Below are 13,601 nucleotides of genomic sequence, written 5' to 3' on the forward strand. Positions count from 1 at the left end.
GGAATCGTCACCCGTACCACTGGGTAATCACTGGAGTCCGTGGAGATTCGGGCGCCGTGAGCGTCAGGTCCGGCCGATCGCCACCCTACGCCCAGGAAGATCGGCGGGCTCGCAAGGCCGTTCGTCCCTCAAACAGGTAGGAAAGCCGCCGAGCGTCGCCGATGATGCCGAATGAGCTGGAATGGTGTGGGATGAATCACCAGACGTGCACACGGGAAGGCTGAAAGTTGCGGCGAGACGGCCGTAATCGTCACCGTTTCGACGGTCTCGACGGCCGGGTACTTGCGCGATCCGCCGCGCCCGTGTGGACTACGCCCAATGCTGCGCGTACGCGCGCCGCCGAAGACATTCACCGAACATGAGCAGGAGGCACCCCGTGAGCGCGACCGCGGACCACGCGGAGAGCCTGGCCGCCCGGCTGGGTTTCCAGTCCGAACAGGTGGTCCAGGAGATCGGCTACGACGACGACGTCGATCAGGAATTCCGTGACGCCGTCGAGAAGCTCGTCACCGAGCTCGCCGACGAGGACTACGACGACGTCGCCGACGCGGTGCTGTTGTGGTTCCGCGACGAGGACGGCGATCTGACGGACGCCCTGGTCGATGCGACCGAGCTGGTCGAGGACGGCGCACTGATCCTGCTGCTGACCCCCAAGACGGGCCGTGACGGCTACGTCGAGGCCAGCGACATCAGCGAGGCGGCCGAGACGGCCGGCCTCTCCCTCGCCAAGGGCCTGCCCGTCGGCAAGGAGTGGACCTCCACCAAGCTGGTGACGCCGAAGGCCGCCAAGGCCAAGCGCTGAGCCGTTCCCCGCAGCCAAGCGGACACGCACCCCGCCCGCCGGATTCCCTTCCGGTCGGCGGGGTGCGTGCGTTCCGGCCCCCTTGGGGCCGGTCCGGCGGATCATCGCCGGGGCCGATTCGCCGGACACCCCCTAGGCTGGACCCACCCGAACAGCCCAACGCAGGGATGCGGGAACGAAGGGATGCGAGAGATGGCGATCGAGGTCGGCAGCAAGGCCCCGGACTTCGAGCTCAAGGACAACCACGGCGCCACCGTCCGGCTCTCGGACTTCCGCGGCGAGAAGGCCGTGGTGCTGCTCTTCTACCCGTTCGCCTTCACCGGTGTCTGCACCGGCGAGCTGTGCGAGCTGCGCGACCAGCTGCCGCGGTTCCAGAACGACGACGTCCAGCTCCTCGCGGTCTCCAACGACTCCGTGCCGACCCTGCGCGTCTTCGGCGAGCAGGAGGGCCTGGATTACCCGCTCCTCTCGGACTTCTGGCCGCACGGCGAGACCTCGCGCGCGTACGGCGTCTTCGACGAGCAGAAGGGCTGCGCGGTCCGGGGCACCTTCATCATCGACAAGGACGGCATCGTGCGCTGGACCGTCGTCAACGGCCTGCCCGACGCGCGTGACCTGAACGAGTACATCAAGGCCCTCGACAGCCTCTGAGGAGTCTGCGGGGCCCCCGGGATCCCGCTTCGGGCGGGTTCCGCGGACTGTTCACCGGGAAAGACGCCGACAGGCGGGAACCCGTCACTAGGATCGAAGCGTTGATCCCGGTAGAAACCGCACGACGGGGCACCGCCCCACACATGAACCCAATGGAGGACCCGTGGGAGTCAGCCTCAGCAAGGGCGGAAACGTCTCGCTGACCAAGGCCGCGCCGAATCTGACGGCGGTCATCGTCGGTCTGGGCTGGGACGCTCGCACCACCACCGGTGTCGACTTCGACCTCGACGCCAGCGCGATCCTGACCAACGACCAGGGCAAGGTCGCCAACGACTCGAACTTCGTGTTCTTCAACAACCTGAAGAGCCCGGACGGCTCGGTCGAGCACACCGGTGACAACACCACCGGTGAGGGCGAGGGCGACGACGAGGCGATCAAGGTGAACCTGGCCGGCGTCCCGGCCGATGTCGCCAAGATCGTCTTCCCGGTCTCGATCTACGAGGCCGAGAGCCGCCAGCAGAGCTTCGGCCAGGTCCGCAACGCGTACATCCGCGTCGTGAACCAGGCCGACAACAGCGAGCTCGCCCGCTACGACCTCTCCGAGGACGCCTCGACCGAGACCGCCATGGTCTTCGGCGAGCTGTACCGCAACGGAGCGGAGTGGAAGTTCCGCGCCATCGGCCAGGGCTACGCCTCCGGCCTGCGCGGGATCGCGCAGGACTTCGGCGTCAACGTCTGAGCCTGCCAGCAGTCACCCGTCCGGCGCCGTGCACTGTTGTGTACGGCGCCGGACGCGCTTTGCGACGGTGCACCGCAGAGATGCACCGCCGAGCTCGACCGGCGGCCCGCCACGCGTGGCGGGCCGCGATCACCACGTCGTCCGGGGAGGACCACAACATGGGCGTCACACTCGCCAAGGGGGGCAACGTCTCCCTCTCCAAGGCCGCACCGAACCTCACCCGGGTCCTGGTCGGGCTCGGATGGGACGCGCGCTCGACCACGGGGGCCGACTTCGACCTCGACGCCAGCGCGCTGCTGTGCCGCGACGGCCGGGTCCTGGGGGACGCGTACTTCGTCTTCTACAACAACCTGAAGAGCCCCGAGGGCTCCGTCGAACACACGGGGGACAACCTCACCGGCGAGGGTGAGGGCGACGACGAATCGATCATCATCGACCTGACCAAGGTGCCGGTCGAGGTCGACAAGATCGTCTTCCCGGTCTCGATCCACGAGGCGGAGGCCCGCCGGCAGAGCTTCGGCCAGGTCAGCAACGCCTTCATTCGCGTGGTCAATGACTCGGACGGCCAGGAACTGGCCCGCTACGACCTCACCGAGGACGCCTCCAGCGAGACCGCGATGATCTTCGGCGAGGTCTACCGGTACGGCGGCGAATGGAAGTTCCGGGCGGTGGGGCAGGGGTACGCGTCGGGGCTCCGGGGCATCGCTCTAGACTTCGGGGTCAACGTTTCGTAAAGCCGTACAACACGATGGGGTGCCAGTGGTTCTCAAAACCTTCGGCTGGTCGTTCGCAGTCACTGCGCTCGGTCTGGTCGCAGCGGTGTTCTACGGGGGGTGGACCGCATTCGGGATCGTCGCGATCCTGACCATCCTTGAGATCTCGCTGTCCTTTGACAATGCGGTGGTCAACGCCGGAATCCTGAAGAAGATGAATGCCTTCTGGCAGAAGATCTTCCTCACGATCGGCGTGCTCATCGCCGTGTTCGGCATGCGCCTGGTGTTCCCCGTCGTGATCGTCGCGGTCACCGCCGGCATCGGCCCCGTCGAGGCCGTCGACCTGGCGCTGAACGACAAGGACATGTACCAGCAGCTGGTCACGGACGCCCACCCGGCGATCGCGGCCTTCGGCGGCATGTTCCTCCTGATGATCTTCCTCGACTTCATCTTCGAGGACCGGGACATCAAGTGGCTCGCGTGGCTCGAGCGCCCGCTCGCCAAGCTCGGCAAGATCGACATGCTGTCGGCGTGCCTCGCGCTGATCGCCCTGCTGATCACGTCCATGACCTTCGCCGCCAACGCCCACCAGCACGGCGGGGCGCACGTGGACAAGGCGCAGACCGTCCTGGTCTCCGGTATCGCCGGCCTGATCACCTACATGATCGTCGGCGGTCTCTCCGGCTACTTCGAGAACCGCCTCGAAGAAGAGGAAGAGGCCGAACACGAAGCCGAGGAAGCGGCCAAGAAGAGCGGCAGCCCCGTCTCGGCCGTCGCCATGGCCGGCAAGGCCGCCTTCTTCATGTTCCTCTACCTCGAAGTCCTCGACGCCTCCTTCTCCTTCGACGGGGTCATCGGCGCCTTCGCCATCACCAACGACATCGTGCTGATGGCCCTCGGCCTCGGCATCGGTGCCATGTACGTCCGGTCGCTCACGGTCTACCTGGTCCGCCAGGGGACCCTCGACGACTACGTCTACCTGGAGCACGGGGCGCACTACGCCATCGGCGCGCTCGCCGTCATCCTGCTCGTCACCATCCAGTACGAGATCCACGAGGTCATCACCGGCCTCGTCGGCGTGCTGCTCATCGCCTGGTCCTTCTGGTCCTCGGTGCGCCGCAACAAGCGCCTGGAACTGGAGGGTTCCACCGCCGAGGCATGATCACGGCGCTAATGCGGAACGCTCCAACTGCGGGGCGGCCGGGCTGGTCTGCGGACTGCCGGGCCGCCCCGTCCGCGTAGGCCGCCCCGCCTACACAGAATGAGGGGGGACAGGGGAATGGGATTCTTCGAAGGGTTCTTCGACGGGGTCAGGGGCAGCCGCGCCCTGCAGTTCGACTCGGGCGGCGGCTCGGCCGCGATCGAGCTGACCAAACGGCATCCGACGGTGTCGCTCACCAAACAGGGGGCGGTCCACGGGAACCTGCGGGTCAACCTGTCCTGGCGCATGCGCAGCTCGGACATCGGCGGCCGCGGCGGCGGTGAGAGCGGCCGGCTCCTGCGCCACCCGTTCAAGCTGTTCAAGCCCGACATGGTGCAGGCGCACACCCAGGGCATGGTCAACGTCGACCTCGACCTCGGCTGCCTCTACGAGCTGGCGGACGGGACCCGGGGCGTCGTGCAGCCGCTGGGCAACTTCCACGGGGACATCAACAGCCCGCCGTACGTGAAGCTCAGCGGCGACGACCGGTTCGGGGCGCCGTCGGGGGAGACGGTCTTCGTCAACCTCGACCACGCCGACGAGATCAAGCGGCTGCTGGTGTTCGTCTACATCTACGACCAGACCCCGGCCTTCGACCGGACCCACGCCATGATCACCCTCTACCCGATCACCGGGCCGCGGATCGAGATCCCGCTGGAGGAGCGGCAGCCGCAGGCCCGCTCCTGCGCGGTGCTCTCCATGGAGCACGTCAAGGGCGAGCTGATCGTGCGGCGCGAGGTGAAGTTCGTGTACGGGTTCCAGGCCGAGCTGGACCGGCTGTACGGGTGGGGCCTGCAGTGGGGGCGGGGCTACAAGAGCACCAAGGCCTGACCGGGGGCGCACGCCCCCGGTCCGGTCCGGTGCGTCAGCGGCGGATGAACTGCGGGCCCTGCACCGGCAGCCGGAACGTCGGGTCGCCGCCCGGGACCGGCACGGGGGCCGGGGACACCGGCTGCGGGTACCCGTACGCCGGCTGCGCGGCGGGCGGGGCCTGCGTCAGCGGCGCCGGCGGCGTCTGCGGGACCGGCGGGCGCATCAGGGCCGTCTGCTCGTCGGCCCGGCCCGCGGCGGGAGCGGCCCCGGAGGCGCCCTCGGCGGCGTTCTCGTCCACGGAGATCCCATGGTCGGTCGCCAGCCCGACGAGGCCGTTCGAGTAGCCCTCGCCCAGCGCGCGGAACTTCCACCCGTCCCCGCGGCGGTACAGCTCCCCGCAGATCAGCGCCGTCTCGGCACCGGTCTCCGGCCGCACGTCGAAGAAGGCCAGCGGCTCGGAGCCGCCGGTCGCCGTGGCGTCGTACAGCAGGATCCGCAGGTCCCTGACCTGCTGGAACGGTACGTCCTCGGCGGAGGCCACCACCAGGATCCGGTCCACCGCGGGCGGCACCGCCCGCAGGTCCGCCTGCACGGCGTCGGTGATCCCGTCGCCGATCTGCTTCTTTCCGAGCCGCCAGACGGCCCCCGAGGGGTGCCGGGGCTGGTTGTAGAACACGAAGTCCTCGTCCGAGCGCACGCGCCCGTCCGCTCCCACGAGCAGTGCCGAGGCGTCGACGTCCGGCACCTCGGGCCCGCCGGTCCAGCGCAGCACCGCCCGGACCGCCACGGCGGTCACCGGGATGTTCGAGCCCTTCTGCATCGCGTGCGTCATGCCCGTCATCCTGCCCTCCCGGGGCGGCGCGGAACAACGCGGCCCCCCGTGGAACCTTGTCGCGGAAGAAAGACCTGGGCATGGTGCAAGAGGGTTACCTGAACTTCATGTACTTGAGGAACTCTTGACTCACGTTCGTACGTACTATTACCGGCCACGCCACTGGGGCCGCCGAGGCAGTACGGGGGAAGTACATGCGTCACTTCGGGCACATATCGCCCACCGTCCGCAAGGACCTCTTCCACCAGGAGCCGGCCGAGTTCACCGCCGCCTCCCCCGCCCGCATTCTCGCCGCCGCCCTCGGAGCCACCCTCTACAGCCCCGCCACCCGCCCGAACCTCGCGGGCGACGTCCACAAGCAGGCCGCCCGCGGAGTCGTCTCCATGGTCCTCTGCCTGGAGGATTCGATCAGCGACGCCGACGTCGCCGATGCCGAGGACAACCTCGTCCGCCAGTTCGCCGCCCTCGACGCCGACGGCGGAGAGCTCCCGCTGCTCTTCATCCGGGTCCGCACCCCCGAGCAGATACCCGACCTCGTGCGCCGCCTCGGCGGCTCCGCCCGCAGACTGGCCGGATTCGTACTCCCCAAGTTCACCGAGAGCCGCGGAACCGCCTTCCTCGACGCCGTCGCCCAGGCCGAGGCGGCCGGCGGACAGCAGCCGCTGTACGCCATGCCCGTCCTGGAGACCCCCGACCTGCTCCACCTCGAAACCCGCGTCGAAGCCCTCGCCGGCATCTCCCGCACCGTGAACCGGTACCGCGACCGCGTCCTGGCCCTGCGCCTGGGCGTCACCGACTTCTGCTCGGTCTACGGACTGCGCCGCACCCCCGACATGACCGCCTACGACGTACAGATCGTCGCCGGGGTCATCGCCGACGTGGTGAACGTGCTCAGCCGCGCCGACGGCACCGGCTTCACCGTGACCGGACCCGTCTGGGAGTACTTCCGCAGCCAGCAGCGCCTCTTCAAGCCCCAGCTGCGCCGCAGCCCCTTCCTCGAGGAGGGCGCCGAGGAACTGCGCACCACCCTCATCGAGCACGACCTCGACGGGCTCCTGCGCGAGATCGAACTCGACCGGGCCAACGGACTCCTCGGCAAGACCTGCATCCACCCCGCCCACGTCACCCCCGTCCACGCGCTGTCCGTGGTCTCCCACGAGGAGTTCAGCGACGCCCAGGACATCCTGCGCCCCGAGCGCGGCGGCGGCGGAGTCATGCGCTCCGCCTATACGAACAAGATGAACGAAGTGAAGCCCCACCGGGCCTGGGCCGAGCGCACCATGCTGCGCGCCGAGGTCTTCGGCGTGGCGAAGGAGGAGGTCGGCTTCGTCGACCTCCTGACGGCCGGGCTCCGGCTGTGAGCGGAGCCGGGCCGGCGCAGACCGGGAAGAGCACGAAGAGCACGAAGAGCACGAAGAGCACGAAGACTACGGAGAAGGGCAAGACGATCGACGCGGTGTGGTCGGGAACCTGGGTGGCCGAGCGGCTGGGCGTACGCCTGGAGGAGGCCGGCGACCCCGGGTCGCCACGGCTGGACGAGCTGCTCGGGCTGGCCCTGCGGCGCAATCCGAAGCGGGCCCACCTGCTGGTCTCGCAGGTGCTGGGCAAGCACGTCCCGCAGTCCCCGCGGGCCGTGTACGCGGCCGGGTACGGACTCGGCGAGCGGGTGCGGGCCCTGCTGGGCGACGAGGCCGCCGCCGCGGTGGTCCTCGGGTACGCGGAGACGGCGACCGGACTCGGGCACTGCGTGGCCGACGGGCTCGGAGCCGCCCCCTACCTGCACTCCACCCGCCGCCCCGTGCCCGGTGTCGAGCCCGCCGGCGGGTTCGAGGAGGCCCACTCGCACGCCACCTCGCACCTCCTGCTGCCCGAGGACCCGAAGCTGCTGGCCGGCAGCGGGCCGCTGGTCCTCGTCGACGACGAGTTCTCCACCGGCAACACGGTCCTGAACACCATCCGCGACCTGCACGCCCGCCACCCCCGCCGGCACTACGTGGTCGTCGCCCTCGTCGACATGCGCTCCCCGGCCGACCGCGCGCGGCTCACCGACTTCGCCGCCGAGATCGGCGCGCGCGTCGACCTGATCGCGCTCGCCTCCGGGACGGTCCACCTCCCCGAGGGGGTCCTGGCCAAGGGCCGGGCACTGGTCGAGGAGCACGAGGGCCGGGGCGCGGCCGACCCCGCCCCGGTCCCGGCCGCCGCGGCCGTCCCCGCGCCCGCCCGGCGGATCGTGCTGGACTGGCCCGCCGGGGTCCCCGACGGCGGCCGGCACGGATTCACCCCCGAGCACCGCGCCCGGCTCGAAGCGGCGCTGCCCGCCCTGGGCCGCCGGCTCGCCGACGCGCTCGGAGCCGGGGCCGGGCGGGTCCTCGTACTCGGCAACGAAGAGCTGATGTACGCCCCGCTGCGCCTCGCAACGGCCCTGGAGGAGTCCGGGGCGGCGGCCGAGGTCCGCTTCTCGACCACCACCCGCTCGCCCGTGCTCGCCGTCGACGACCCCGGGTACGCCATCCGATCCCGCCTCGTCTTCCCCGCCCACGACGCCCCCGCCGACGGGCCCGGCGACCGGTACGCCTACAACGTCGCGGGCGCCGGCTTCGACACCGTCGTCGCCGTCGTCGACAGCCACGGCGACACCGCCGCGCTGCACGGCCCCGACGGCCTCCTCGCCCGCCTGGCCCCGCACGCCGGCCGGGTCCTGCTCGCCCTGGTCCCCTCGTACGCCCCCGAGCCCTCCCCTCACGATTCCTGCGACCGGCGGGAGCCGATCATGCCCGAGCCGGTCCTGCCCGAGCCGCTGCGCGGACCCGCCTTCTCCTCGTACGCCCCGCAGGACTGCGGCTGGCTGCTCCAGGACCTCTCCGACGTGGCACTGGAGGCCCCCACCGAGGAGCGCGAGGAGGCCATCCAGGCGGGCGGCGCGCACTACGCCGAGTCACTGCCCGTCGAGTACCAGCCGTCCCTCCGGTACCAGGAGCTGTACCGGAGCGCGCTGACCGCGTCCGCCGCCCGCATGGCCCGGGCCGTCGGCACCGTCACCGAGACCGTGCTCGCCGAGCGGTCCCCCTCCCCGGTGCTCGTCTCGCTGGCCCGCGCCGGCACCCCCGTCGGCGTCCTCATGCGCCGCTGGGCCCAGTCCCGGCACGGCCTGGACCTGCCGCACTACGCCGTCTCCATCGTGCGCGGCCGCGGCATCGACCCCAACGCCCTGCGCTGGCTGGCCGCCCACCACGACCCCTCCGACGTCGTCTTCGTCGACGGCTGGACCGGCAAGGGGGCCATCACGCGGGAGCTCGCGGAGGCCCTCCGCGAGTTCCCCGGCTTCGACCCGGAGATCGTGGTCCTCGCCGACCCCGGATCCTGCGTGTCCACGTACGGCACCCGCGAGGACTTCCTGATCCCCTCCGCCTGCCTCAATTCCACCGTTTCCGGACTGATCTCGCGTACCGTCCTCAGGTCCGACCTGGTCGGACCCGCCGACTTCCACGGCGCGAAGTTCTACCGCGAGCTCGCCGGAGCCGATGTCTCCACCGGCTTCATCGACACCGTCGCCGCCCACTTCGACGAGGTGGCCGAGGCCGTCGACGCCGAGGTCAAGGAGCTCCTCGCCGCCGACCGCACACCCACCTGGGAGGGCTGGGCGGCCGTCGAGCGGATCAGCGAGGAGTACGGCATCCACGACGTGAACCTGGTCAAGCCCGGCGTCGGCGAGACGACGCGCGTGCTGCTGCGCCGCGTGCCGTGGAAGATCCTGGCGCAGCGCGGCGCCGGGGCCGACCTGGACCACGTACGGCTGCTCGCCGAGCAGCGGGGCGTGCCGGTCGAAGAGGTCGACGGGCTGCCCTACACCTGCGTAGGACTCATCCACCCCCGCTTCACGCGTGGCGCGACCGGCGCCGACGGAAAGGCCGTGACCTCCAAGTGACTGTCCTGGTAGCCAGTGATCTCGACCGCACGCTCATCTACTCGACGGCCGCGCTCGGCCTGACCATGCCCGACCCGGTGGCCCCGCGGCTGCTCTGCGTCGAGGTGCACGAGAGCAAGCCGCTGTCGTACATGACGGAGACCGCGGCGGCGCTGCTGACCGAGCTGGCGGCCGATCCCGCGGTGGTCTTCGTCCCGACGACGACCCGTACGCGCAAGCAGTACCAGCGCATCCGCTTCCCCGGGCGGCCTGCGCCGTACGCGATCTGCGCCAACGGCGGACAGCTGCTGGTCGACGGCCTCCCGGACCGGGACTGGCGGCGCCAGGTGGCGGCGCGCCTGGCCGAGGAGTGCGCCCCGCTGGCGGAGGTGCACGCGCACCTGCTGGCGACGGCGGACGCGGCCTGGCTGCGCAAGGCGAGGATCGCGGAGGACCTGTTCACGTACCTGGTCGTCGAGCGGGACCTGGTGCCGGACGAGTGGGTCAAGGCGCTGACGGAGTGGGCCGGCGCGCGCGGCTGGACGGTCTCGCTCCAGGGCCGCAAGATCTACGCCGTGCCGCGGCCGCTGACGAAGAGCGCGGCGATGCGCGAGGTGGCCCGCCGTACGGGTGCGACCACGACCCTCGCCGCCGGCGACTCGCTGCTCGACGCGGACCTGCTGCTGGCCGCGGACGCGGCCTGGCGGCCGGGGCACGGCGAGCTGGCCGACTCGGGCTGGACGGCGCCGACGGTCACGGCATTGGCCGCGGCGGGCGTGCTGGCGGGCGAGGAGATCGTCCGGGCGTTCGCGGCGGCGGTGGCCCGGGAGGCCGGCCGGTAGGTCAGCCGATGGGCCGACCCGTGCCCGGACCGTGGGCCGACCCGTGGGCCGACCGGCGGGCGGACTCGGCACACTGGGTACATGACCAAGGGCAACAGCACGAAGATCACTGACGAGTTGTACCGCTACATGCTCGACCACAACCCCCCGCTGGACCCGGTCCAGCGGGGGCTGGTGGCCACGACGTACGAGAAGTTCCCCGACGTCGCCGGCATGCAGTCGGCGGAGGAGCAGGGGCCGCTGCTGGCCTTCCTCGTCCGGCTGACCGGCGCCCGCCGCATCGTCGAGGTCGGCACCTTCACCGGGTTCTCCACCCTGTCCATGGCGCAGGCGCTGCCGTCGGACGGCCTGATCATCGCGTGCGACGTCTCCGAGGAGTGGACGGCGTACGGGCGCGAGGCCTGGAAGGCGGCGGGCGTCGCCGACCGGATCGACCTGCGCATCGCCCCGGCACTGGACACGCTGCGCGCCATGCCGCAGGAGCCGCACATCGACATGGCCTACGTGGACGCGGACAAGGAAAGCCAGATCGCCTACTGGGAGGAGCTCGTTCCGCGGCTGCGCCCGGGCGGGCTGATCGTCACGGACAACACCCTGTTCCACGGCAGCGTCCTGGACGAGTCCGCGACGGGCTCGGCGGCGGGAGTCCGCGCGTACAACGAGCACGTCGCGGCGGACACCCGCATGGAGTCGGTCCTGCTCGCGATCTCGGACGGCCTCACCCTCTCGCGCAAGCGCTAGTGCCGGCGCGAGTGCCGGTGCCGGCGGGCACGGCCTAGCAGCAGCCCCCGCCGCCGCAGCAGCCCCCGCCGGACGGGGCGGGGGCGCTGCCGGTCCCGCCCACGGCGACGGCGGAGAGCAGCTTCACGGTGTCGGCGTGCCCGGCCGGGCAGTCGGCGGGAGCGGAGGACTCGGCCATGGGCCGGCTGACCTCGAAGGTGTCTTCGCAGGTCCGGCAGCGGAATTCGTAACGAGGCATGGCCCCAGGCTACAGAGCCGGGCGCCGCCGGCGGCCCTGGACCGCGTCTTTCCGATCAGGGCCGGACGCCGTGACCCAGCCTGGCGGCGCGGTCCTCGCGAGCGGCCTGCTCGGGGTTGCGGGCCCGCCAGTACGGATTGTCGTGCGGCAGGGCGCTGCCCACCCGCCCGTACATCCCGAACCACATGAGCATCACGCCGACGACGAAACTGAACAGCACGTTCTGGATCTTGAAGGCCAGGAAGTTCATCCCCGTGTCGAGCAGGGCCAGATTCACGAACCCGCTGACGATGAAGGCGATCCCCAGCACGATGTTGAGGGTGGAGGCGAAGTTCCCGCCGATCACCATCCCTGCCAGGAGCAGCAGCCCGATGCAGATCGACAGGACGCTCAGCGCGCCGTTGGTGTTCAGCGCGAGCACCGTGGCGCCGCCGGTGTCGAAGAACCCGATCCGGTCGATCAGCCCCAGGATGCCGAAGACGACGAGCAGCAGCCCCATCAGGCCCGCGCCCACCCGGTACACCTGGCTGAGCTTGTGGTCGGTGGGCAGGTGCTCGTCGAGCCGCGTGTTGACGGGGCGCGCGATGCGCCGCACCAGGTAGGGGACGTGCGGCGCGGGGAGCTCGATCGGCCCGTGGGACACGTACGGCGCGTAGTGCTCGTGGGGCTCGTGGCACCCGTAGGCCGCGTGCGGCGCGTTCACGGGGGGTGCGGTCGTGCGGGGTGCGCCGGGCGCACGAGAGGTGTACGAAACGTGGGCAGCCATCACGCCCTCCTATTCCAGCCACCTTCCAGCATCCGCCCGCGCCCCCGCCGCGACAAGCGCGGACGCGGCGGTTCTCAGCCGCTCGCGCGCCCGCCGCGGATGTCGGAGACGACCCGGCCCACGTCCGCCCGCACCTGCTCCATCTCCTGAAGGAAGTGCCAGTAGTCCGGGTGCCGCTCCTCCAGCGCCGCGAGCGCCCGCTCCATCCGCGCCACCGACCCGTCCAGCGGCCGCGCGTGCCGCGGATCGGGCACACTGCGGCCCTCCATCGCCAGCCGCTGCGCATCCCGGATCGCGAACCGGGTCCGCTGCACCTCCGCCTGCGGATCCCGCGCCACCGCCTCCAGCCGCGACAGCCGGTCCTGCGCCGCCGACACCGCCTCGTCGGTGGCGTCCAGCGCACCCCGGACCGAATCGATCAGCGCCGCCACGTCCGCCCAGCGCTGCTCCTCGCGCGCCCGCGCGGCCTCCCCCAACTGCTCCTCGGCCCGCGCCACGTCCCGCACTGCCTGCTCCGGCACCTGCTGAAGGTCCTGCCAGCACGCGGCACTGAACCGCCGGCGCAGCTCACTGAGGACCGGGTCCACCCGGTCCGCCCGATTGCGCAGCGCCTGCGCCCGGGTCCGCAGACTCACCAGCCGCCGGTCGATCTCCGCCGCCCGCTCCGGAAGCCGCGCCACCTCGGCCCGTATGGCCTCCGCGTCCCGCAGGATCCGGTCCGCGCGCTGGATGGTCTCCTGCACGCCGTGCTGCGCGGCACCCTGGTTCAGCAGGGTCAGCTCGGGCCCGAGCGCGGCCAGCCGCGCCGCGAACTCGTCGGCCCGCACCCCCTTGCCCCGTACGTCGTCCAGGGCGCTGCTCGCCGCCAGCAGCGCGGCCCGGGCCCGCTCCCGCGCGGGCGCCACCCGGGCCAGCTGCGTCTCGGCCTTGTCCAGCAGCGGCTGCAGCCCCTGCGCGAACCGGTCCAGCTCGCCCTTGACCCGTACGAGCTCCTCGCGGGCCCGGGTCAGCTGCTCCCGCGCCCGCGCGGCGACGGACCCCTCGAGGTCGACGCGGTCCAGGTCGTGCGCGTCCACGGCCTCGATGTACACGTGGCTCACCTGGTCGATGCGCTGCCCGAGCGCGGCGAACCCCTCCCCGGCCTGCCGGGCCGCGGGCGACCCGTCCGCCGCCGCGATGGTCTCCATGGAGATCCGCAGATCCCGCTGCGCGGTGTCCAGCTCGTAGAACGCGGCCGCGGCGGCATCCTTCGCCGCCTGCGCATCCGCCCGCCGACTCTCGTCCCGCCCGCCGAACCACCGCCGGGATGCCGTCGTCACAATCCCTCTCCCGTACCGCCTCCGCCATGCCCCGGTCCAT

At 71.3% G+C, this 13,601-nt stretch carries 14 protein-coding genes; 10 read left to right on the forward strand and 4 right to left on the reverse strand.

Features of this window, described 5'->3' with window-relative positions; genetic code table 11:
- Positions 1–376 precede the first annotated feature (376 nt).
- From ACFY1T_RS05970 to ACFY1T_RS05995, 6 genes are all read left to right on the forward strand, one after another.
- Complete coding sequence (locus tag ACFY1T_RS05970) at positions 377–802, forward strand: DUF3052 domain-containing protein (protein ID WP_030869022.1); 426 nt, start codon at positions 377–379, stop codon at positions 800–802.
- 192 nt (positions 803–994) lie between these two features.
- Positions 995–1,453 (forward strand): peroxiredoxin, encoded by a 459-nt coding sequence (locus ACFY1T_RS05975; protein ID WP_134075355.1) that lies wholly within the window; start codon positions 995–997, stop codon positions 1,451–1,453.
- Between the two features lie 163 nt (positions 1,454–1,616).
- Positions 1,617–2,192 (forward strand): TerD family protein, encoded by a 576-nt coding sequence (locus tag ACFY1T_RS05980; RefSeq protein ID WP_030160471.1) that lies wholly within the window; start codon positions 1,617–1,619, stop codon positions 2,190–2,192.
- A gap of 158 nt (positions 2,193–2,350) precedes the next feature.
- Entirely contained in the window at positions 2,351–2,926 is a 576-nt protein-coding gene (locus tag ACFY1T_RS05985) for a TerD family protein (protein ID WP_030160469.1), read from the forward strand.
- Positions 2,927–2,951: 25 nt separating this feature from the next.
- The gene (locus tag ACFY1T_RS05990) at positions 2,952–4,067 is read left to right on the forward strand and encodes a DUF475 domain-containing protein (protein WP_030869029.1); all 1,116 of its coding nucleotides are present in this window, start codon (positions 2,952–2,954) and stop codon (positions 4,065–4,067) included.
- Positions 4,068–4,184: 117 nt separating this feature from the next.
- Positions 4,185–4,937 carry a Tellurium resistance gene (locus tag ACFY1T_RS05995; protein ID WP_390787140.1) on the forward strand — a complete coding sequence of 251 codons (753 nt, stop codon included), beginning with the start codon at positions 4,185–4,187 and terminating at the stop codon, positions 4,935–4,937.
- A 34-nt stretch (positions 4,938–4,971) separates the two neighbouring features.
- Here ACFY1T_RS05995 and ACFY1T_RS06000 read toward each other — a convergent pair whose 3' ends face one another.
- Positions 4,972–5,751 (reverse strand): TerD family protein, encoded by a 780-nt coding sequence (locus ACFY1T_RS06000; protein WP_390787427.1) that lies wholly within the window; start codon positions 5,749–5,751, stop codon positions 4,972–4,974.
- A 194-nt stretch (positions 5,752–5,945) separates the two neighbouring features.
- Here ACFY1T_RS06000 and ACFY1T_RS06005 point away from each other — a divergent pair, with 194 nt between their 5' ends.
- From ACFY1T_RS06005 to ACFY1T_RS06020, 4 genes are all read left to right on the forward strand, one after another.
- Positions 5,946–7,112 (forward strand): HpcH/HpaI aldolase/citrate lyase family protein, encoded by a 1,167-nt coding sequence (locus ACFY1T_RS06005; protein ID WP_390787141.1) that lies wholly within the window; start codon positions 5,946–5,948, stop codon positions 7,110–7,112.
- Between the two features lie 86 nt (positions 7,113–7,198).
- Positions 7,199–9,676, forward strand: a complete 2,478-nt coding sequence (locus ACFY1T_RS06010; RefSeq protein ID WP_390787428.1) for a phosphoribosyltransferase — start codon at positions 7,199–7,201, stop codon at positions 9,674–9,676.
- Complete coding sequence (locus ACFY1T_RS06015; RefSeq protein ID WP_030869046.1) at positions 9,673–10,497, forward strand: hypothetical protein; 825 nt, start codon at positions 9,673–9,675, stop codon at positions 10,495–10,497. Before ACFY1T_RS06010 ends, ACFY1T_RS06015 begins: the two co-directional genes overlap by 4 nt.
- Before the next feature lie 81 nt (positions 10,498–10,578).
- Positions 10,579–11,238, forward strand: coding sequence for an O-methyltransferase (locus tag ACFY1T_RS06020; RefSeq protein ID WP_390787142.1), 660 nt, complete (start codon positions 10,579–10,581; stop codon positions 11,236–11,238).
- 34 nt (positions 11,239–11,272) lie between these two features.
- Here the strand turns inward: ACFY1T_RS06020 and ACFY1T_RS06025 are convergent, their stop codons facing one another.
- The 3 genes from ACFY1T_RS06025 to ACFY1T_RS06035 form a co-directional block, all read right to left on the reverse strand.
- Positions 11,273–11,476 (reverse strand): zinc ribbon domain-containing protein, encoded by a 204-nt coding sequence (locus ACFY1T_RS06025; RefSeq protein ID WP_030869054.1) that lies wholly within the window; start codon positions 11,474–11,476, stop codon positions 11,273–11,275.
- Positions 11,477–11,531: 55 nt separating this feature from the next.
- Complete coding sequence (locus ACFY1T_RS06030; protein WP_390787143.1) at positions 11,532–12,242, reverse strand: DUF4383 domain-containing protein; 711 nt, start codon at positions 12,240–12,242, stop codon at positions 11,532–11,534.
- Positions 12,243–12,316: 74 nt separating this feature from the next.
- Complete coding sequence (locus ACFY1T_RS06035) at positions 12,317–13,561, reverse strand: hypothetical protein (protein ID WP_390787144.1); 1,245 nt, start codon at positions 13,559–13,561, stop codon at positions 12,317–12,319.
- Positions 13,562–13,601: the final 40 nt, after the last annotated feature.

Origin of the sequence: Streptomyces sp. NPDC001194, from assembly GCF_042896985.1 — a bacterium.
Taxonomy (GTDB): Bacteria; Actinomycetota; Actinomycetes; order Streptomycetales; family Streptomycetaceae; genus Streptomyces.